Annotated in this window: 19 protein-coding genes, 1 tRNA gene and 1 other RNA gene; 9 read left to right on the top strand and 12 right to left on the bottom strand. The window is 47.8% G+C overall.

Going from position 1 to position 20968, the window contains the following annotated elements:
* The first annotated feature begins 1 nt into the window (after position 1).
* Genes QEP07_RS06145 through QEP07_RS06120 form a run of 6 tightly spaced genes read left to right on the top strand, consistent with a single transcriptional unit; the run spans position 2 to position 6381 of the window.
* Complete coding sequence (locus QEP07_RS06145) at positions 2-970, top strand: BatD family protein (protein ID WP_285009088.1); 969 nt, start codon at positions 2-4, stop codon at positions 968-970.
* Entirely contained in the window at positions 967-1971 is a 1005-nt protein-coding gene (locus QEP07_RS06140; protein ID WP_285009087.1) for a vWA domain-containing protein, read from the top strand. The genes QEP07_RS06145 and QEP07_RS06140 overlap by 4 nt, the downstream gene beginning before the upstream one ends.
* A 3-nt stretch (positions 1972-1974) precedes the next feature.
* A complete protein-coding gene (locus QEP07_RS06135; protein ID WP_285009086.1) occupies positions 1975-3003 on the top strand; it encodes a vWA domain-containing protein in 1029 nt (342 codons plus the stop codon).
* An 8-nt stretch (positions 3004-3011) separates the two neighbouring features.
* A complete protein-coding gene (locus tag QEP07_RS06130) occupies positions 3012-3779 on the top strand; it encodes a tetratricopeptide repeat protein (protein ID WP_285009085.1) in 768 nt (255 codons plus the stop codon).
* A gap of 35 nt (positions 3780-3814) precedes the next feature.
* The gene (locus QEP07_RS06125; protein ID WP_285009084.1) at positions 3815-5623 is read left to right on the top strand and encodes a BatD family protein; all 1809 of its coding nucleotides are present in this window, start codon (positions 3815-3817) and stop codon (positions 5621-5623) included.
* Complete coding sequence (locus QEP07_RS06120) at positions 5620-6381, top strand: SH3 domain-containing protein (RefSeq protein WP_285009083.1); 762 nt, start codon at positions 5620-5622, stop codon at positions 6379-6381. Before QEP07_RS06125 ends, QEP07_RS06120 begins: the two co-directional genes overlap by 4 nt.
* A gap of 462 nt (positions 6382-6843) precedes the next feature.
* Here the strand turns inward: QEP07_RS06120 and ssrA are convergent.
* The 3 genes from ssrA to QEP07_RS06105 all read right to left on the bottom strand — a co-directional run bounded on the left by ssrA (position 6844) and on the right by QEP07_RS06105 (position 8937).
* Positions 6844-7210, bottom strand: a transfer-messenger RNA (tmRNA) gene (gene ssrA, locus QEP07_RS06115).
* A gap of 43 nt (positions 7211-7253) precedes the next feature.
* Complete coding sequence (locus tag QEP07_RS06110; protein ID WP_285009082.1) at positions 7254-8456, bottom strand: pyridoxal phosphate-dependent aminotransferase; 1203 nt, start codon at positions 8454-8456, stop codon at positions 7254-7256.
* Positions 8457-8523: 67 nt separating this feature from the next.
* A complete protein-coding gene (locus QEP07_RS06105) occupies positions 8524-8937 on the bottom strand; it encodes a DUF1573 domain-containing protein (RefSeq protein WP_256004411.1) in 414 nt (137 codons plus the stop codon).
* 135 nt (positions 8938-9072) lie between these two features.
* Between QEP07_RS06105 and QEP07_RS06100 the strand changes: the two genes are divergently transcribed.
* Complete coding sequence (locus tag QEP07_RS06100) at positions 9073-11493, top strand: alpha-ketoacid dehydrogenase subunit alpha/beta (protein ID WP_285010731.1); 2421 nt, start codon at positions 9073-9075, stop codon at positions 11491-11493.
* 46 nt (positions 11494-11539) lie between these two features.
* Here the strand turns inward: QEP07_RS06100 and aroC are convergent, their stop codons facing one another.
* From aroC to QEP07_RS06070, 6 genes are all read right to left on the bottom strand, one after another.
* The gene (gene aroC, locus QEP07_RS06095; protein WP_285009081.1) at positions 11540-12634 is read right to left on the bottom strand and encodes a chorismate synthase; all 1095 of its coding nucleotides are present in this window, start codon (positions 12632-12634) and stop codon (positions 11540-11542) included.
* A 9-nt stretch (positions 12635-12643) separates the two neighbouring features.
* The gene (gene aroA / locus QEP07_RS06090; protein WP_285009080.1) at positions 12644-13894 is read right to left on the bottom strand and encodes a 3-phosphoshikimate 1-carboxyvinyltransferase; all 1251 of its coding nucleotides are present in this window, start codon (positions 13892-13894) and stop codon (positions 12644-12646) included.
* Positions 13895-13896: 2 nt separating this feature from the next.
* The gene (locus tag QEP07_RS06085; protein WP_256004419.1) at positions 13897-15036 is read right to left on the bottom strand and encodes a chorismate mutase; all 1140 of its coding nucleotides are present in this window, start codon (positions 15034-15036) and stop codon (positions 13897-13899) included.
* Between the two features lie 41 nt (positions 15037-15077).
* Positions 15078-15911, bottom strand: a complete 834-nt coding sequence (locus QEP07_RS06080; RefSeq protein WP_285009079.1) for a prephenate dehydratase — start codon at positions 15909-15911, stop codon at positions 15078-15080.
* Positions 15912-16134: 223 nt separating this feature from the next.
* Positions 16135-17199: a 3-dehydroquinate synthase gene (aroB, locus tag QEP07_RS06075; RefSeq protein WP_285009078.1), complete on the bottom strand. Its 1065-nt coding sequence runs from the start codon at positions 17197-17199 to the stop codon at positions 16135-16137.
* Positions 17199-17405, bottom strand: a complete 207-nt coding sequence (locus QEP07_RS06070) for an RNA-binding S4 domain-containing protein (protein WP_256004427.1) — start codon at positions 17403-17405, stop codon at positions 17199-17201. The genes aroB and QEP07_RS06070 overlap by 1 nt, the downstream gene beginning before the upstream one ends.
* Before the next feature lie 93 nt (positions 17406-17498).
* On the opposite strand from QEP07_RS06070, the gene QEP07_RS06065 reads away from it, so the two are divergent.
* A complete protein-coding gene (locus QEP07_RS06065) occupies positions 17499-18683 on the top strand; it encodes a proline dehydrogenase family protein (RefSeq protein WP_285009077.1) in 1185 nt (394 codons plus the stop codon).
* Here the strand turns inward: QEP07_RS06065 and QEP07_RS06060 are convergent.
* Positions 18678-19331 (bottom strand): HAD family hydrolase, encoded by a 654-nt coding sequence (locus QEP07_RS06060; protein ID WP_285009076.1) that lies wholly within the window; start codon positions 19329-19331, stop codon positions 18678-18680. The two genes, QEP07_RS06065 and QEP07_RS06060, sit on opposite strands and share 6 nt — an antisense overlap.
* A 54-nt stretch (positions 19332-19385) precedes the next feature.
* Here QEP07_RS06060 and QEP07_RS06055 point away from each other — a divergent pair.
* A tRNA-Ile gene (locus tag QEP07_RS06055) sits at positions 19386-19459 on the top strand.
* A 33-nt stretch (positions 19460-19492) separates the two neighbouring features.
* On the opposite strand, the gene QEP07_RS06050 is transcribed toward QEP07_RS06055, so the two are convergent.
* Together QEP07_RS06050 and QEP07_RS06045 are read right to left on the bottom strand one after the other, a co-directional pair.
* Positions 19493-19897 carry a response regulator gene (locus tag QEP07_RS06050; RefSeq protein WP_285009075.1) on the bottom strand — a complete coding sequence of 135 codons (405 nt, stop codon included), beginning with the start codon at positions 19895-19897 and terminating at the stop codon, positions 19493-19495.
* Positions 19887-20966 carry a hybrid sensor histidine kinase/response regulator gene (locus tag QEP07_RS06045; protein WP_285009074.1) on the bottom strand — a complete coding sequence of 360 codons (1080 nt, stop codon included), beginning with the start codon at positions 20964-20966 and terminating at the stop codon, positions 19887-19889. Before QEP07_RS06045 ends, QEP07_RS06050 begins: the two co-directional genes overlap by 11 nt.
* Positions 20967-20968: the final 2 nt, after the last annotated feature.

Raw genomic sequence — 20968 nt, 5'->3', positions numbered from 1 at the left:
TATGAAGAGATTTATCCGATTGACTTTAAGCATAGTTTGCTGTGTGTTGGGCCTCGCCGCCAGTGCCCAGGATGTGAGGGTGGCCGCTGTGCTTGATACCGGGGTAATTGCCTTGGGCGACCAGACGGTGCTGCGCCTGAGCGCCGAGGTAGTGCGGGGAAAAAGGGTGTCGCTTCCGGCGCTGACCGATACCATAAGCAGTAAGATCGTGATTGCGGCTGCTGGCAAAGCAGATACCAGTGATCTAAAGAATGGCCAGGATCTTATCCGCATAGAACAGGCGTATACGATCACCTCATTTGAACCCGGTCTGCATCAGGTGCCAGGCTTTACTTTTGAGGCAGATGGTAAAACGTACACGACCGACCCGCTTCCATTGCAGGTGACGTCGGTGCAGGTAGACACAACCAAGGCGATATTTGATATCAAGCAGCCGCTGGGGGTATCATACACCTTTCTCGACTGGTTGTCGGACAACAAGGTTTTAGTTGGCGCCGGATTGCTGCTTATTCTGCTGCTTGGCTTGCTATGGTATTATTTCAGGCGACGCAAACCAGCAGAGAAGCCTGTGCCGCAGGAGCCCGTACTCGCAGCTCATGTGGAGGCTCTTCAAAAACTCGATGAGCTGAATGCGAAGAAGTTATGGCAGCAGGGGCAGGTGAAAGCCTTTTACAGCGATCTGACGGAAATATTGAAAATATACCTGGAAAGACGGTTCCGGATTTCTGCACAGGAGCATACCACAGATGAGATCCTGAATGCGCTGAAGGGACTTGAAAAAGTTGATGGTGATCTTTCGGCTGCCGATCGTGCCGCGCTCGGACAGATCCTTTCAGAGGCCGACCTGGTGAAGTTTGCCAAGGCTGTCCCGGCACCGGGAGAGAACGACCTGCGTTTGGCTGAGGCCATCGCCTTTGTACGTGCTACGCAGTTGGAAGCCGCAGATCATAAGGGAGGGCAGCCGAGATGAGTTGGTTTGAAGGTATTGAGTTTGCCGACCCGGTCATGTTCTGGCTGCTGCTGCTCGTCCCGCTGATGATCGGCTGGTATATATGGAAAAACCGGCAGTTGCAAGGTACCCTGCGTATGTCGGCCTTCTCAGGTTTTGCTAAGGCCGGGCAAGGGGCGTACCGGTACCTGCGGCATTATGGTATTGTGCTGCGGGCGCTGGCTGTGGCCGCTATGGTGGTGGCGTTGGCCAGACCGCAGTCGCCCATGAGCTGGCAGGACTCCGTAACGGAAGGTATCGATATTGTCATTGCTACAGACATCTCGGGTAGTATGCTGTCGGAAGACCTGAAGCCTAATCGCCTTGAAGCTGGTAAGCAGATCGCGATTGACTTTATAAAGGACAGGCCCAGCGACCGTATCGGTCTGGTGGTGTTCAGCGGGGAGAGTTTTACGCAGTGTCCGCTGACGATAGACCACGAGGTACTGGTAAACCTGTTTCAGGATGTCAGCAACGGGATGATCGAAGATGGAACCGCGATCGGTATGGGACTCGCTACGGCGGTAAACCGCCTGAAAGAGAGTGAGGCAAAGAGTAAGGTGGTTATTTTGCTGACAGATGGTTCTAATACGACCGGATCTATACCACCGCTGATGGCGGCCGAGATTGCTAAAAAAATGGGCGTGCGCGTGTATACGGTTGGTGTGGGTACCATAGGCTACGCGCCTTACCCGGTTAAGACGCCATTCGGCACCCAGTACCAGCGTGTTCCGGTGACCATTGATGAGCCTACCATGAAAAAGATTGCGGGTACGACCGGTGGGCAGTATTTCAGGGCAACAAACAATGAAGCGCTGAAGGCGATCTATGCGCAGATCGATAAGCTGGAGCGTGCCAAGATCGCGGTGACACAGTATCACCAGAAGACCGAGCGTTTTTTGCCCTGGGCGTTGATTGCTGCGGTGCTGCTGCTGGCTGAGTTTTTATTAAGGAATACAATATTTAAGGGGGCGTTGACTTAAGCAATGGTACGTTTTGAACATATCGCATTTTTATGGGGTTTGGCAGCTGTGCCGGTACTCATTCTGATCTTCCTGTTCATGATGCGCTGGAAAAGGAAGGCGCTCGACAAACTGGGCAACCGGGACACGGTACGGAAGGTGATTCCGGAGGTGTCTTTTAGCAGGCCGGTGATCAAGTTTGTGTTCTTTATCGTGGCTTTTACCGCGCTGGTAGTGGCGCTTGCTAATCCGCAGATGGGCACGAAGATGGAAGAGGGCAAACGCAACGGGGCTGACGTGATGATCCTGCTGGATGTATCGAACAGTATGCTGGCGGGCGACCTATCGCCCAGTCGCCTGGAAAGTGCTAAAAGGGCGATCGCACAGATGATCGATAACCTGCAGAACGACCGGGTGGGTATTATTGTGTTCGCCGGACAGGCCTATGTGCAGTTGCCCATCACCACGGATCATTCGGCAGCCAAATTGTTTTTGAACAACATCAGTACAGACATGGTGCCTACCCAGGGTACGGCTATAGGAACGGCCATAGATATGGCGATGAAATCATTCAATTTTGTGAGCGGAACGGCTAAGGCGATGATTGTGATGACCGACGGGGAAAATCATGAGGATGACGCCATGGCTGCTGCGGAGCGGGCAAGAAGCAAAGATGTGACGGTGCATGTGGTTGGCCTGGGCACGCCTGAGGGTTCGCCTATACCGGTGTACCGCGACGGCAACCCGGTGGGCTTCCGGAAAGATGAGCAGGGACAGACGGTGATGACGAAGCTTAATGAAGAGATGTGCAGGGATATTGCAGTGGCCGGCAACGGCGTTTATGTGCGGGCGTCTAACGCGAACAGTGGTTTGCCCCTGATCATGGAACAGGTGAATAAGATGGAGAAGAAGAGTTACGATACTAAAGTGTTTCGCGATTATGAGGACCGGTTTCAGATCTTTCTGCTGGCGGCGCTTGTCTTGCTTATGGCGGAGTTTTTTATCTCGCTGCGCAAGAATTTGAAACTGGCTGGATGGAGTTTATTTGAATAATGATGGTGATGAGAACAGTGATATTGGTACTTGGATTATGGGCTTACGGAACGTCTGCTTTTGCGCAGCAGGAGAAGAAATATATCCGTGAGGGCAACAAGCTTTACGAGCAGAAGCGCTATGATGAGGCTGAGGCGCAGTACCGGACTTCGGTGGAGCGCGCAAAGGGTTCGACGGCGGGCAATTTCAATTTAGGCAATGCGCTGTACAAACAGAAAAAACTGGATGATGCGGCTCAAAAGTTCAGCGAGCTGGCGGGTTCAACGGACGACAAGGTATTGCGTGCAAAGGCTTATCATAACCTGGGCAATGCTTTGCTGGAATCGAACAAGCTTGAGGAAAGTATAGCGGCGTATAAGAAGGCCCTGCTTAATAATCCGAAAGATGATGAAACCAGGTATAATCTGGCTTATGCCATGGAAAAACTGAAGCAGCAGCAGCAGAACAAGGATAAGAACAAAGACAAGGACAAAAATAAGGATAAGGACAAGAAGGACCAGAATAAAGACCAGAACAAGGATCAGCAGGACAAGGATAAGAAGGACAAAGACGGCAAGGATAACAAAGACCAGGATAAGAATCAGGACAAGGACAAGCAAGATAAAAAGGATAAGCAGGATCAGTCGCAGGGCGGGCAGCCTAAACCTGATCAGCTGTCGAAAGAAGATGCCGAACGCATGCTGGAGGCTCTGAAGAACGAAGAGAAAAATACCCAGGATAAGCTGAAGAAAAAGAAAGCTCAGCCAGTGAAGGGGCGCATTACAAAAGATTGGTAGACATGAGAGGTTGTTTAGGGCAATGTAGATTGTATATGTTCAGGCTGACCGCTGTTTTAATGCTGCTGATCGTTTCTGTAGCAGGTTACGGGCAGTCGGCCAGACTTACCGCTTCGGTGAGCTCAAATCCGGTAGGCACCGGCGAGCAGTTTGAGGTAGTGTTTTCGACCAGCGGGAATATTGAATCTTTCAGTCCGCCTGATTTCCGCGGATTTGCGGTTTTGGGAGGCCCTAATCAGTCGTCCAGCTTTAGTTCCATCAACGGGCGCGTGACTTCAAGTATGTCGATCAGCTACGTGCTGATGGCCCGGCAGGTTGGTAATTTTACGATTGGAGCGGCAACGATGGTGTCCGACGGTAAGAAATATCAGAGTTCCCCGCTGAAAGTCAGGGTGGTGAAGGGCCAGTCCGTTCCGCAACCTGCCCCAGGTGCACAAGGCCGGGCACAGGAGCCAGTTGGAGAGGCAAGTGACGAAGATTTATCTAAACGGCTGTTTATGCGTGCCGTGGCCGATAAGACGAATGTGTACCAGGGCGAGCAGATCACGGTAAGTTACAAGCTCTACACCAATATAGAGCTGGTGGATAATCAGCCGGGTAAGATGCCGGATTTCAATGGTTTCTGGAGCCAGGAAGTAAAAAACAACGACCCTAATGTACGCTGGGTGGTTGAAAATCATAATGGTCGCCGATATCATGTGGCGGTACTCCGGCAGATCGTTCTATTTCCCGAGCGTTCGGGAAAGCTGACTCTCGACCCCATGGAAATGGATTTCCTTGTACGCCAGCAGGTGCCCTCCAACGATCCTTTCGAACAGTTCTTTGGCGGTGCCCACCGGGATGTAAAATACAAAGTGAAAAGTCTGCCGGTAAGCATACAGGTAAAGCCCCTGCCTGAAGCAGGGAAGCCTGAGGGTTTTCAGGGGGCAGTGGGCAAGTTTACCATACATACGGTGCTCGACAAGCAGGCGGTGAAGGCCAACGAGGCATTGAATTACACCTTCAAAGTCACAGGTTCGGGCAACCTGAAACTGCTGCGTGCGCCTGAATTGACTTTGGCTCCTGAGATTGAGAAGTATGACCCAAAAGTATCCGACAATATCGATATCAGTGCCAACGGCGTTTCTGGAGCGCGGGAGTTTTCTTATCTCCTGATTCCACGGCACCAGGGTGATTTTACCATAGATGCCCCTCAGTTCTCGTATTTTAATCCAGAGACCAGGAAGTATGTTACGCTGACGGGGACGGCCTTTCCGGTGACGGTCGCCAAAGGTGATCCGGGATCGGGTATCACGGCTTTCGGGCCTGACGGTAAGGAAGACGTGCGGCTGCTGTCTAAAGACATAGCTTACATACGTACCGGTGATGTGAAACTTAAACGTGGCAATGAAGGGTTTTACGGATCGTTTGGTTTTTATGCTTTGCTTGCGCTCGGACCTCTCGCTTTTATAGCCGCTATCTTTTACCGAAGGGCCGACCGGGAGCGTAACAGGGATTTGGTTGTAGTTAAAAGCCGTAAAGCAAATAAATTGGCCGCCAAACATTTAGCGAATGCCAGGAAGCAAATGCAGGAAGGCAACCGTTCAGCTTTCTATGAGGCTGTCTACCGCGGACTGTACGGCTATCTGAGTGATAAGCTGAACATTCCATACGCGGAGCTTAACCGAGAAAACATAAGTCAGGCGCTAAGCGCCCGCGGACTGGACGAGTCGCTCATAGCCCGGTTAGACGCTACGCTTGAGCAATGTGAGATGGCCAGATATGCGCCGGTGACTGCGGTTACCGATCAGGAAATGCTGGACAAGGCACAGGACGTAATTACTGAAATAGAGCATAAGGCATGAAAATAAAGTTGTTGTATTTGGTTTTGCTGCTTGCATACCCTTTTTTTTCAAACGGGCAGCTTGATGCGGATTCCTTGTTTAAGGCTGGAAATACGCAATATGGCAAACAGCAGTTTTCAGCCGCGGCACAGTCGTACCAGCGACTGGCAGATGCCGGGTATTTGTCGGCCGACCTCTATATGAACCTGGGCAATGCGTATTACAAACTTGATGAGATTCCGAAAGCGGTTTTGTACTATGAAAAGGCACATAAACTTTCCCCGGGCGATGCGGAGATAGCGCATAACCTTTATCTGGCCAATGCGAGGGTGAAAGACCGGATTACACCTGTGCCGGAGTTTTTCCTGTACACCTGGTATAAGCGTGTGGTATTTGCAGCCTCAGCAGATGCTTTTGCCGTTTGGACTGTGCTATGTGTGCTTACAGGCTTTGCTTTGCTGCTGGTGTATTTGTTTGCCAGCCGTATAGAGCTCAGGAAAGGTGGTTTTTATGGTGGGATAGCACTCGTTCTGGTCGGAATCATTTTCTTCTTCTTAGCCGGGGCACAGTCGGCCGCCCTGAATGCTGGTCGCCATGCCATCGTTTTTAAGGGGGTGGTTAACATTAAAGCCGCACCAGGCGAATCTCAAAAGACCTTGTTCGTGATCCATGAGGGTACAAAAGTGAAGATTAAAGGAGAGGATGGCGACTGGATTCATGTAGAATTAGCCAATGGAAATGAAGGCTGGATGCTCAGGAATGCTGTGGAGCAGATCTAAAGTTTCCTGATAGCACATCAGCGAAAGAAGTTTCTTATAAAGGCAGGAATTTCAGTAATGGTCTGATAAACATTCCTACTTCATGGCCTATGAAGAGATATTTACTCCGAAATAAATAGATAATAAGTAGATAGTTAACGTATGTTTGACATATCTTTCGCATATCGTTGATATATCTAATGGATACACCAACGATATACCAACCCCCTACTTATATTGTAGTTATTATCTGAGAATTATCTATTTATAGGCGACGAGGACGCTTTCACTACTAAGCTTCTTATTGAGCATGCCGTCTTATTTTAGGGCATAATGTAAATGATTTTTAGAGCCGGTGTTTATAGTCGTGTTCGTTTTCTATGATGCTATATGTGGTGTATTGTGAACCCATACTATAAAATCTGCCTTTAAACAACAAAGGAGCGGTAAAGTTAAACTTTAAACCACTCCTTAATTAGTTAGCGGTGGACCCGAAGGGAGTCGAACCCTTGTCCAGTTGTGTGATAAATTATGCCTTCTACATGCTTATTTTCCAGTCTGTTGTCGGGATCAGGCGGGCTGGAAACCGACCTTGCCTTTCACCTTAGATGCTTTGTTCTCACTACTGTCTCGCACCGCACAGTAGCCAGCGTCGTTATTTCGATGCCCCTGGTTCTAACCTAACAACGCAGCAGTTAGAGGGACAAAAGCTAGCTAATTCTAAATTAGGCAGCTAAGGCGTAGTTATTTTCGCCAATTATTGTTTGAACGTTATCTTTTAAGTGCTCTCCGTACAACGCACTGCATGCTTACATACTCAGCGCCACCCTGTCAAATCCAGAACGAGCCCATGTAAGTGGGAGTATCCACTCCGAGGTACAAATATACGAAAATTATGCCAGAGTACGGCCTGGGTATTGTTTAAGTGCTTCGGTTAAACAATCCATAGCCTCGTTTAAGTCTTCATTTTTAAGGACATACGCCATTCTGACCTCGTTTTTACCTGATCCGGGTGTAGAGTAAAATCCCGTTGCAGGTGCCATCATGACAGTTGCTCCGTTATATTCAAAGCTTTCGAGGATCCATTGGCAGAAGTTGTCGGCATCATCAATAGGAAGCTGGGCCACAACATAGAAGGCTCCGCCTGGGTTCGGGCAAAAAACGCCTTCTATAGCATTAAGGCGACTTACCAGTGTATCCCTGCGTGAGGTGTATTCTTTGTTAACGGCCTCGAAATAGCTGTCGGGTGTATCAACGGCAGCTGTGCCTGCAATCTGCTCTACCATCCCAGGGCTCAGTCTGGCCTGAGCAAATTTTAGTCCCGCTTGTATGATCTGTTTGTTTTTAGTGATCAGACAGCCTAAACGGGCTCCGCACGCGCTGTATCGCTTCGAAACGGTATCCATAATGACCACGTTTTCTTCCAGTCCGTCCAAATGCATCGGCGAAATAAATTCCTTGCCGTCGTAACAGAACTCCCGGTAGGCCTCATCTGAGAACAGGAAGAGGTCATACTTCAGGCAAAGTCCTTTTAAGGCCTCCAGTTCTTCTTTGGAATAAAGGTAACCGGTAGGGTTGTTCGGATTGCATATGATGATCGCTTTGGTCTTCTCCGTGATCAGTTTCTCAAATTCTGCAATAGGAGGAAGGGCAAATCCATTTTCAATATACGAAAGAATGGGTTTCACGACTACATTGCTCATGCAGGCAAAGCCGTTATAGTTGGCGTAAAAAGGCTCTGGGATAATGATCTCATCGCCTTCGTTGACGCAGGTCTGCATGGCTATGGTGATGGCTTCTGAGCCACCTACGGTTACCAGGATATCTGCTGGCGTAATGTTGTAACCAAGTTTGTTGTAATATTCGGCAAGTTTGGTCCTGTAGGCAAGGGTGCCCTCAGAAGGAGTATAGGCCCAGACATTAAAATCTATGTTCTTGATGGCGTTAAGCATACCTTCGGGCGTGGCTATATCCGGCTGTCCGATGTTTAAATGGTGTACTTTCTTTCCGTCTTTTTTGGCTTTATCAGCAAATGGTGTCAGTTTCCTTATCGGAGAGGCGGGCATTTGTATCCCTTTATCTGAAATAGTTGGCATGGGGCAAAATTAAAAAACCTCGTTGATTAACGAGGTTTTTATATTTATAAATTAAATATTGGAATTCCTATTTAGTAGCAGAAGCAGTTGTAGAAGCTCCGGCTGCCACGGTTTCACCTTTAATATAAAGAACCTTCACCGGCGTTTTGGCATTGGAGGTTATAGTAACATTTTTGCTAAACGGTAGGGGCTGACCGGTTGGATTGTACGTAACCTTGATGGAACCTGTCTCTCCTTTTTTCACCGGCACCTTGGTGTATTCGGGAACAGTACACCCACATGTGGCTTCCACTTTGGTGATGATCAGTGGTTGATCGCCCACGTTTACAAAGTTAAAAACCGTTACCGCAGGCTTGTTTATAGCGATTTTACCAAAGTCGTGCGTTTCTTTCTCGAACTTAAATTCCGCCTGCTTGCTCTGGGCGTTTGTTACGATAACAAGACCAAAGAACAAGGCAGACAGTAGGATTAGCTTTTTCATATTCAATATGTTTGTTTAACAAATTTAATCATTTAAAATATATATATCAAAACCCGTTCCACGGATAAAATGGCCTGGGCGTTTAAGTCATACCTCGGATTTTGTGTATCTTTGCCGCAAATCGAATTGCTTATGATGCCAAATATGAATCTGACGACAAACCCGATTGATGCTTCTGAATTAAGCTTTGACGATTTCAAAGCGATTGTGATGAACGATTACAAGATCGCCTTTGAAAGCAGACAGGCCAGTATTTTGGGCCGTAAGGAGGTGCTTACCGGTAAGGCGAAATTCGGCATTTTTGGCGATGGAAAAGAAGTGCCTCAGATTGCTATGGCCAAGGCATTCAGAAAGGGCGACTGGCGGTCGGGTTATTACCGGGATCAGACCTTTGCTTTTGCTGCTGGCATATGTACACTTAAAGAGTTTTTTGCACAGTTATATGCCAATCCTAGCGTGGAAGCTGATCCGGCTTCTGCGGGAAGGCAAATGAATTGTCACTTTTCGACCCGCTCGCTGAACGAAGATGGCAGTTGGAAGAATATTACGGAAATTAAGAACTCATCTTCCGATATAGCGCCTACTGGCGGACAGATGGCGCGGCTGGTTGGTTTGGCCTACGCGTCTAAATTGTACCGGCAGAACCCTGAGTTAAATTACCTTAAAGACTTTTCTATTGATGGTAATGAGGTAGCTTTTGGTACCATTGGAAATGCATCTACTTCAGAAGGGGTGTTTTTTGAAGCGATCAACGCTGCGGGGGTACTTCAAATCCCTATGGCCATGTCTATTTGGGATGATGCTTACGGAATTTCCGTTCCGGCCAAATATCAGACTACAAAGGAAGATATTTCAGAGATTTTGAAAGGCTTCCAGCGCGATGAGCAGGCTGCGGGTTACGAGATATATAAGGTTAGGGGATGGGATTATCCGGCACTTTGCGAGATCTATCAGCGTGCTGTAGCGGTATGCCGTGAAGAGCACGTGCCCGTTTTAATTCACGTTACTGAAGTTACGCAGCCTCAGGGCCATTCGACCTCTGGTTCGCACGAGCGCTATAAGGAAAAGGCCCGCCTGGAATGGGAGAAGGAATATGATTGTATCGTTCAGATGCGCAAATGGATACTGGAATCGGCTATTGCTACGGAGGAGGAACTTAGTGAGATGGAGCAAACGGCCAAAAAGTTTGTCCGGGATACCCAAAAAGAGGCCTGGGAAGAATTCCTGGCTACCATAAAGGTGCAGAAGGATGCTGTCGTTTCACTGATCGAGGCGGTGCCCGCCGGTAGCCGTGAGCTTAAAAAAATTGCCTCTCAGCTTGCTTCCACACCGGATGCATTGAGGAAGGAAGTGATTTCAAGTGCGCGTAAAGCGCTGCGGTTAACTGCAAATCAGCCTTCATCTCAGCGTACCGACCTCTTAAATTGGTATAATGAACAGGTTGAGCTTATTGACGACCAGTATCATTCCAAGTTGTTTACCGATGGGCTGGAGAGTCCGCTGGCCGTGCAGCAGGTAAATGCGGAATATGCGGACGACAGCAAGATGATAGATGGCCGGGAGATATTGAACGCTTGTTTTGACGCTAATTTCGCACGCGACCCTCGTTTGGTGGCTTTTGGTGAAGATCTTGGCGCTATAGGTGACGTGAATCAAGGCTTTGCAGGGCTGCAGGCTAAATATGGCGATTTGCGCATCACCGATACCGGTATACGTGAAATGACCATCGTGGGGCAGGGTATAGGTCTTGCGCTGCGCGGTTTGAAACCTATTGCGGAAATTCAATACCTCGACTACCTGGTATTTGCGCTTAATGTGCTGAGCGATGACCTGGCGAGCTTGTCTTATCGCACCAAAGCGGGTCAGAAGGCTCCGGTGATTATACGTACGCGCGGACATCGACTTGAGGGGGTATGGCATTCGGGTTCGCCTACCTCAATGATACTCGGCTCGTTAAGAGGCTTGCACATTTGTGTGCCCAGAAATATGACCCAGGCAGCGGGGATGTACAATACGCTGTTCCGTTCGGACGAGCCGGCGCTGCTGATCGAATGCCTCAATGGCTACCGTTTGAAGGAGCGTTTGCCATTAAATGTGGGCGAATATACTGTGCCGTTGGGCAAAGCTGAGATCATCAGGTCTGGTACAGACGTTACCGTTGTTTCCTATGGATCTACATTACGGGTTGTAGAAGAGGCTGCCGCCGAGCTTGCACAAATGGGCATCTCTATCGAAATCATTGATCCGCAGACCCTGCTTCCATTTGATACCGATCAGCTTTGCGCCAAATCATTGTCTAAAACCAACAAGTTGCTCGTTGTCGATGAGGATGTACCAGGAGGTGGAGCTGCCTTTATACTTCAGCAAATCCTGGAAGAGCAAAAGGGCTATTTTTATCTCGACGGACAGCCCAGAACTCTAACAGCTCATGCGCACAGGCCGCCTTATGGTTCGGATGGTGATTATTTTAGTAAACCGTCTGTGGACGATGTGGTTGAGGCAGTGTACCAGATGATGCACGAGCATAACGCCGCGAAATTCCCGGCTATATTCTGAGTTGCGGAAAGAAGTGCTTAATTATAATTATACAGAAACGAGCAGATTAATTTAATCTGCTCGTTTTGTTTCTTAGCAGATGGTCTGCCAGTACCAATGCTGCCATAGCTTCTACAATCACTACAGCGCGTGGGACTACACAAGGATCGTGTCTGCCTTTGCCAGTGATTTCAGCGGCCTGGCCGGCTGAATTAATGGTTTGCTGATTGTGCATGATGGTAGCTACGGGCTTAAAAGCCACCGTAAAATTGATCTCCATCCCATTAGATATGCCACCCTGTATGCCGCCCGAGAAATTGGTCAGCGTTTTAGGCAAGCCACCTTCGGCAGCAAGAAATATATCATTGTGTTCCGAGCCTCTCATCTCACTTCCGGCAAAACCTGACCCATATTCGAAGCCGTGAACAGCGTTGATGCTGAGCATTGCTTTTCCGAGATCAGCATGGAGCTTGTCGAACACCGGCTCCCCGAGGCCAACCGGACAGTTTTTTACGATGCAGCTGACCTTTCCGCCTACGGTGTCACCATCTTTTCTTACACCATCGATAAAGGTGATCATCTGGTTGGCTGTTGCCGGATCTGCACATCTCGCAATGTTTTCCTCCCGTATTTGTAAGAGTTCGCCGATGTTGTCGGTGGTGAGGTTTGGTGCCTGAATAGTGCCGACCGCAGAGACATGCGCAAAGATCTCAACGTCATGATGCTTTAACAGGAGTTTTGCTATGGCTCCGGCTGCCACACGTGCCGCCGTTTCCCTGGCCGAGGAACGACCCCCGCCACGATGGTCGCGTATGCCGTACTTCGCATCATAGGTATAGTCGGCATGAGAAGGTCTGTATACGTCGGTGTTATGATTATAGTCTTTACTCCGCTGATCCTCATTGGGAATCAGCATCATGATTGGCGTACCGGTGGTTTTACCCTCAAAGGTGCCCGAAAGAATCTGTACCGTGTCGCTCTCCTTGCGTTGTGTGGTTATTTTAGATTGTCCCGGTCTGCGTTTATCAAGCTCCGACTGTATAAAGTCGAGGTCGACAGGCAGTTGCGCAGGGCAGCCATCAATAATAACCCCTATTGCGGCACCGTGCGACTCGCCAAAGGTCGTGATACGGAAAAGTTGTCCGAATGTATTACCAGCCATCTTCTTAAATTAAATTTCTGTAACAGTAAAACCAGCCTTCTGTAAGTCATCCCAGAAAGCAGGATAGGATTTTTCGACCACATCCATCTCTTCCAGCACGACTTCTTTAATATAGAGACTTAAAGGGGCAAATGCCATCGCCATCCTGTGGTCTTCGTAGGTGCTGAAAGTGACACGTTCAGGAAAATGCAGATTGTCGCAGTTCAGGGTATACACCAGGCCGTCGGCCGCCAGCGTAACGCCAAGTTTGGCCAGTTCTGTTTGTAAGGCCTTTATGCGGTCGGTCTCTTTGATCTTCAATGTTTCCAGACCTGTAAATGAAAGATTCTGTCGCAATGCGGCAGCGCATACAATGATGGTTTGCGCCAGATCGGGACAGTCTTTCAGATCAAGCAGATCGTTGCTGAACTGTTTAGGGCAGCTTTCAAGTGCGATGCCGTTCTGCTGTCTCTGTGTGCTGACACCGAAAGCCTCCATAATAGACCTGATCCGGCTGTCGCCCTGCAAACTCTTATCTTTCAGGTAAGGCAGAGCGATCTTCGCCTTGTGTGCCAATGCTGCAATACTATACCAATAGGAAGCTGCGCTCCAGTCGGGCTCAACGCTCAGCGTAGCAGCCTTGAACTGTTGGTTTGGAATGATGATCTCATTGCCGTTCCAGTGATGCGAAATGCCAGCCTCCTTCAGCATGTCCAGCGTCATATTTACATAAGGCAGCGACGTAAGTTCGCCTTCAATCTGCAAGGTGAGACCGAGCGGCAGGGTTGGAGCAATCATAAGCAGTGCAGAGATGTACTGACTGCTTACATCACCTTGTATGCGTACAGTATCTGTGCGCTGCTGAAAAGGTCCCTTAATACGCAAAGGAGGGAAGCCCTGTTCTTCTTCATAGCTTATATCTGCGCCGATATCGCGGAGCGCTTCACTGAGTATGCCAATTGGGCGCTTTTTCATGCGCTCTGTGCCGGTCAGCGTAAATTCTCCCGTTCTTGTCGGCAAAAAAGCTGTAAGAAAGCGCATGGCTGTACCCGCCGGTCCAACATCCACAGTCTGGTGCGCGTTGCCTGAAGATAGCTGGTCCAGTATACGCTTCAGGGTAACAGTATCAGCGGCGTCCGACATGTTTTCGATTCCGACTGTGCCTTCGCTAAGGGCACTGATGATCAGTGCCCTGTTGCATTCACTTTTTGAACCTGTCAGGCAGATTTCTGTGTCAATATGTTTTTCTCCAATAAAGGAAACAAGCGCGTTCTTGCCCATTATTAAGATTTAACTTCTGTATGAGCCTCCGCTGCAATTCCTTTTTCTGCTTTACCGGCATTCATAATTTCAGTTTGTTTACGGATAGATTCTCCGTGTACCAATTCAAGGAATTTCTCGATAAAGTTCTGATCCAGCTTAAGTGCTTTTGCAAAAGAAAGACCTTTTTTAATGATGGCATCCCAGCGGTTTACCTGTAAAATGGTTACCTGGTTGTCGCGCTTAAATTCCCCGATTTTTCCAACGATTGCCATACGCTCGCCAAGCTTTTGCAGCAGCAGGTCGTCGATTTTGTCGATTTGCTTACGGAGGTCGGCCAACTGATCGGTAAATGCCTCGTTTTTAGACTCTGGTTCACGTACGGTCAGGTTATTTGCAAGTTCTGCAAGCGCTGCAGGGGTAACCTGTTGCTTTGCGTCGGTCCAGGCCACAGAAGGATCCACATGAGATTCGATCATTAATCCCTGCATGTCAAGATCAAGCGCTTTCTGAGCGATGTAAGGGATCAGTTCACGATTACCGCAGATGTGACTAGGGTCGTTGATAATAGGTAGATCCGGCAATAAGGTCTTCAATTGAATCGCAAGCTCCCACATAGGTTCATTGCGGAAAGAGCTCTTTTCGAAAGAAGAGAAGCCGCGGTGAATTGCACCAAGTTTGGTGATGCCCGCACGGTTTATCCTTTCTAAGGCGCCGGCCCAAAGCTGCAGGTCAGGGTTTACCGGGTTCTTAACCAGTACCGGAATGTCGACACCTTTCAGCGCGTCTGCAATTTCCTGTACGGTGAATGGGTTAACGGTTGAACGCGCTCCGATCCACAGGATATCAACTCCTGCAGCCAGGGCCTCTTCTACGTGCTTGGCATTGGCCACTTCTACTGCTGTCGGAAGGCCGGTTTCTGCTTTAGCGCGCTTCAACCATTCGAGACCGATGCTGCCGATACCTTCAAACTCTCCCGGACGTGTACGCGGCTTCCAGATCCCGGCTCTTAATACCGATACCTTGCCTGTGTCTGCCAGCAAATGCGCTGTGGTGAGCAACTGCTCTTCCGTTTCGGCACTGCATGGACCAGAGATAATAAGTGGTTCGTTGTTCGTGTTTAGCCAGGTGTTAAGTGGCTGAATGTTTAATTGTAGTTTCATTGTTTGGGGGTTTAAAAATTTAAATATTGTTTATGTGTTTATCAGACTTTATCGTTTTTCTGGTATTCGCCCATAATGTTAAAGTCGACGGTGTATTTCAGTGACTGGCGTATGGCTTTGTCGTATTTTTCCATGTCCGACCATTCCATGTCTATATAGAAGTAATACTCGTTGCGCTTGCCTAAAACCGGCATGCTCTGTATTTTGGTCAGGTTAACTTTCTGTTCGGCGAAAATATTTAACACCTTGGCCAGTGCCCCAACGTGGTTGCCGATCTGAAAGCATATAGATGCTTTATTGATATCGGTAACCTCTTCAGAGCGGTCGTTTTTGAGAATAAGAAAGCGGGTGAAGTTCTTTTTGTTTGATTCAATTCGTCTTTCAATGATGTTCAATCCGTACAATTCGGCAGCAAGCGTGTTGGCAATGGCTACTGTATCGGTAAGCTGCTGCTCCTTGATTTTCTTGGCACAGGCGGCGGTATCACTTCCCTCAATAACCTGAATATGTGGGTAGTCGTAGAAAAAGTCTACACACTGACGGATCGCAATGGGGTGGGAGGTTGCAAACTTTACGTCTTCGAATTTAACACCCGGAAGTGCCATCAAATGAAGCTGGATAGCCAGGTAAACTTCTCCCACCACGGCAAAGTTGTACTCGCGGATCAGGGTATAGTTGGGAAGCAGGCTGCCTGCAATAGAATTCTCGATGGCCATTACCACGTAGTCGGCTTCGCCATCACGCAGCACATCGCAGGTTTCCTTAAAGGAAGAGCACTCAACAGTCTGGATGTCCTTTCCAAAAAACTTGAATGCAGCTTCTTCGTGGAATGATGCCTTAATGCCTTGAATCGCTACTCTTGGTGCCTTTTTCATTTAACTTTTTGTTCTAAATCTTATCCTTTAAACGCAAAAAGTCCCGGCGTTTGGCCGGGACTTTTATATACTTTTATCTTGCTGATATCAATGCATATTAGTCCCGGCTCTTACTAAAGTAGTAAAAGTATCCAAACCAATATGTAGTGATGTTGTTCATTTCTTTTTTGTTCCGCCAAATGTACAAAGTAATTTTAATTTGTCAATAGCAAAGTGAAAATATTTATGAGGCCAGACCGTTATAGTACTCCAGGCTCTCTTTTACCTGTGCTTCACTTACTTGACAGTTGAAGTCACAATGCCCGATTTCACGAAGTAAAGAAAACATGATCTGCCCATTTTCGTTTTTCTTATCACTCTTCATCAGCTCGAGCAGCGCGTTGTGACTTTCCGGCTTTATCGCGTAGGCCGGATATATGGCAGTAATATAGGAAGAAATGTCTTCCAGTTCAGCCGCTGTCAGGTTATTGCTAAGCTTAGAAAGATATCCCTCGCATACCATCCCTATGGCAATGGCTTCGCCGTGCGTAAGCGGATTTTTATCGTGCTTTAGCGAATAGGTCTCTACGGCATGTCCTATCGTATGCCCGAAGTTCAATATCTTCCTTAGCCCTTTCTCCTGCGGATCGGTAGTCACCACCTTGTTTTTAATCGCAATGGAGTGATGGATGTCTTTAATGTTAACTGCTTCATAATCGCTTTCCTTAAGCGCCTTATAGTATTCTGCATCCGCTATTAATCCGTGTTTCACCATTTCCGCAAAGCCTGAAAGAAGTTCACGCTTGGGCAAGCTACCGAGAAAAGCACTCTCGATAAATACTGCCTGAGGCAGGGCAAAAGTGCCCACCATATTTTTAACGTTGTCGATATCTATGCCGGTCTTACCACCCACAGAAGCATCAACCTGCGATAACAACGTAGTAGGAATGTTGACGAAGTCGATACCCCGCTTGTAGGTAGACGCCACAAAACCGCCCATGTCGGTTACCACCCCGCCGCCCAGGTTAATCATCAGGCACTTGCGGTCGGCTTCAAAATCCAGAAGGGTTTTCCAGATGCCTATACAAAAATCGATGTTTTTGTTTTCCTCTCCCGGATCTGTTTCAATCAGATCGAAAGCTGAAAAACCGTCCAGCATACTTTGAAACACAGGTAAGCAGGATTCCAGCGTATTGGAGTCGACAAAAACGAAAACCTGGCTGTATTTGCCCGATTGAATCAGTTCTGAGAGCGGCGCAAGGCCGGTCTCAAAATAAACATTGTAGCCTGCGCTTTCAATCGTTTCCATCAGCTTACTAAGATCTTTTGTTCCATAAATTCAACTACATCACCGCGGCGTACCTTCAGCCGTTTACGGTAATCTACAGTGCCGTTATATCTTACCAGGCCGTCTTCAACAATCGTCTGCGCTTCGCCTCCGCTCATTACAAGTCCGGTCGCCTTTAGCAGTTGTATCAGCGGAATAAATTCGCCCTCAAGTTTAAACTCTATCATCAGGACAAACTTACAACTATTTATAAAGTGTTTTACCGCCCAGTGGCGGGGATTTTATATTTTTGTCGCAAAACGACTAACTGCAATCCATAAATGGAACTATCTCCCAAGAAATCAATTAATTTTGATGATACCGAAATCGCTTTCCGCAACAAATCCAACGGCGAATTAAACGCGGCGTACTGGCTGTTTAAGATCATCAGCAGCAATTTTCTGACACGTACGGGGCCGCCGGTTGCCAACTTTATGCTCAACATCGGACTGCCAATTAAGGGACTTATCAAGAAGACGATTTTCAAGCACTTTTGCGGGGGGGAAACCATCGCCGAATGCGAGCACACCATAGCGCAGCTTCACGCAGGTAAAGTGGGTACCATACTTGATTACTCGGTGGAAGGCGAGGAGGATGAGCAGGTTTTTGATTTTACCTGTGAAGAGATCATACGTACCATTGAACGGGCGGCGGGCGACCCGCGCATACCTATAACCGTATTTAAGGTTACGGGTATAGGGCGCTTTGCACTGCTGGAAAAACTTGATGCAAAGCAATCTCTAACTACAGCAGAAGAGGCGGAGTTTGGTAAGGTAAAGCAGAGATGTGAGAAGATATGCCGTGCAGCGTTCGACAAGGGTGTCCCGGTGATGATCGATGCTGAAGAAACCTGGATTCAGGATACCATCGATAGGCTGGCGATGGACATGATGCGATTGTTCAACAAAGAAAGGATTATCGTTTATAACACTTACCAGATGTATCGCCATGACAAGCTTTCCGGAATGATTGCCGATCATGAAACGGCGCAACAGGAGGGCTTTATTCTCGGCGTTAAGATGGTAAGAGGGGCGTATATGGAAAAGGAGCGCAAGCGTGCGGAAGAGATGGGATATCCTTCACCGATACAACCCGACAAGGGGTCGTCCGACCGTGATTTTGATGCGTCACTAAGATATGCGGTAGAGCATATGGACAGCCTGGCCTTTGTTTGCGGTACGCATAACGAGGAAAGTTGCCGGTTGCTTTCAAACCTGCTGGATGAACACGGTATCAGTCATAATCACCCACATGTGTATTTCGCCCAGTTGCTGGGTATGAGTGACAACCTCAGCTTTAATTTATCTGACGCCGGGTATAACGTGGCTAAATATGTTCCGTACGGACCGGTAAAGGCGGTTATGCCTTATTTGTTCAGAAGGGCGCAGGAGAATACCTCTATAGCCGGACAAACCAGCCGTGAGCTGAGCCTGATCATCAAAGAAAAGAAGAGACGGCGGTTATAATAGCCCGTGATCAGACAGGAAGGTGTGCAGTTGCGAAGGATGCCGGTCCATCAACAGGGTACGCAAACCTGCTTTTCGGGCGCCTTCCAGGTGCTGGGGACTGTCGTCTATGAATAATGTTTCCTCTGGCTTGAGCCCGTTTTCCTGCAGTACACGGTCAAATATAGCTATGTCGGGTTTACGAAGGAACATCTGCTGGGAGTAATAGACACGCTCGAACAGGGATTCGTTTCCGGTCATCTCATACTTATTCTTCAGATGGTCTGTGATCCAGTTGTAATGGATTTCATTGGTATTGCTCAGCAGAAATGTCCGGTATCGTTCTTTGGCCCTCAGCAGCGTGTCGTGTACATGTTTAGACGGGACGCCGATCAGCAGACTATTCCAGGCATCGTTTATTTGCCCGTCGGTCAGCTGCTGGTTGCCGGTCGCCGTTCTTATCGCATCCCTGAACTGCGCCGGACTGATCGCTGCAGTTTCCAGATCGTTAAAGATTTGGTTGTGTCCTTTATGTGCGAAAAACTCCTCCACGTTGCTGATACCCAGTTTAGAGAAGGCATTTTGGGTTCTTAAGAAGTCAATTTCGAAGATTACATTGCCGTAATCGAAAATGATGTTTTTTATTTTTTGTGCTAAATCCGTTTCCATAATTCGATACAAATATGTAACATTGCACTCGCAAAATCACTATAGATTTTCACTGCGCCTATAGCTCAGTCGGTTAGAGTAGAAGACTCATAATCTTTTGGTCCCTGGTTCGAGCCCAGGTGGGCGCACAGAGTAAAGCCATCTGAAAAGATGGCTTTTTTTTATAAGTACTTATCCAGGACTTCCTGAAGTTCGGTGGGGAAGAGCGGCTTTTTAAGGAGTTTAATAACGTAAGGGTTGGCCTCGGCGCGCTTAATATCGCCAAAGTCCAGTGTAGACGATAGTATGGCAATAAGGCATTTACTTTTTACCCGATCCGGGAAGTTTTTGAAAATCTCCAGAAAATCAAAGCCATCCATTTCCGGCATCTGGATATCCAGTAGAATAAAGTCGGGCAGGTTATCTTCGTCATCGAGGTTCCTGTTTAAATAAGATAAGGCTTCGTCTCCCGACTGACAGGTTATAATCTGGTCAAACAGCTTAGAGATATTGATGACCTTAGAATTGATCTTTAAGTCAATTTCATTGTCATCTATCAGCATGACCTTTCTTGCTTTACTTGACATTAGGAATAAATATTTTAAAAGTTGTACCCTCCAGATCACTTGAAGTCACAGAGATCCTGCCGTTGATTTTGTTCAGGGCCTCCTTCACAATGAAGAGCCCGAGCCCTGTTCCGTGATTTGTCTTCGTTTTAAAAAACTGCGTGAAAATCTTTTCCAGATGCTCATTAAGTATACCCACGCCGTTGTCGCTGATGATAATCTCCGCTGCCTCCTCCGTAGCAAGGACGCTGATGCTTACCCTCTTGTTTTGTTCATCCTCTTTCTGGTATCGGATGGCGTTTGAAATCAGGTTGCCAAGGATTACCTCTATGCGAAATGCATCGCCGTAAAACGGACCTGTTTGCCGGATGTTTAAATCAAACTTGGTATCCGTATCTGTATACGCATAAAGGTCAACGAGCTCACTGACGAGCGCATTGAAACTTACCAGCGAATTCTCGGAAGCTACCTTGTTGTTTTTATAATACTGCAGTGTTTTCTGGATATAATAATCCAGTTTGTTGGAACACGACTCGATCAGGCCCCAGTATTCGCCGCATGAGTCGTACAAGCCTTCCATCTTTACCAGATTAACAACGCCCATCGTAGAAACAAGAGGTGCGCGAAGCTCGTGCGATATACTGTAGATAAACCGGTTCAACTCATCATTTGTTTTTTCCAGTTCAGCTACCTTGTTCCTCAGATCAATTTTGGCTTTGTAAGCGTCGTACGCATTTTTGATCGAATTGTGAAGTTCCAGATCGTTCCAGGGTTTGGTTACATACCTATATACGTCGCCGTGGTTTATGGCGTCGGCGAGCGCCTCTATATTTGTGTAGCCTGTCAGTAATATACGAACCGGGTCTGGAAAGGTTTCCGAAATGCGCCTAAAAAACTCAACCCCTGTTATTTCAGGCATTTTCTGATCGGCCAGTATGACATGGATTTCAACATTCTCCAGCAGCTCTATGCCCTCAACCGCAGAAAGCGCAGTATATATCTCATACTGTCTTCTGAAACCTGCCCGGAAAGCCACCAGGTTACTTTCCTCGTCATCGATGTACAGGACACGTATGGTCTGCGTGCTCATAA

This window comes from Pedobacter faecalis, from assembly GCF_030182585.1.
Lineage (GTDB): Bacteria > Bacteroidota > Bacteroidia > Sphingobacteriales > Sphingobacteriaceae > Pedobacter > Pedobacter faecalis.
This window is presented reverse-complemented; position numbering and strand designations above follow the sequence as displayed.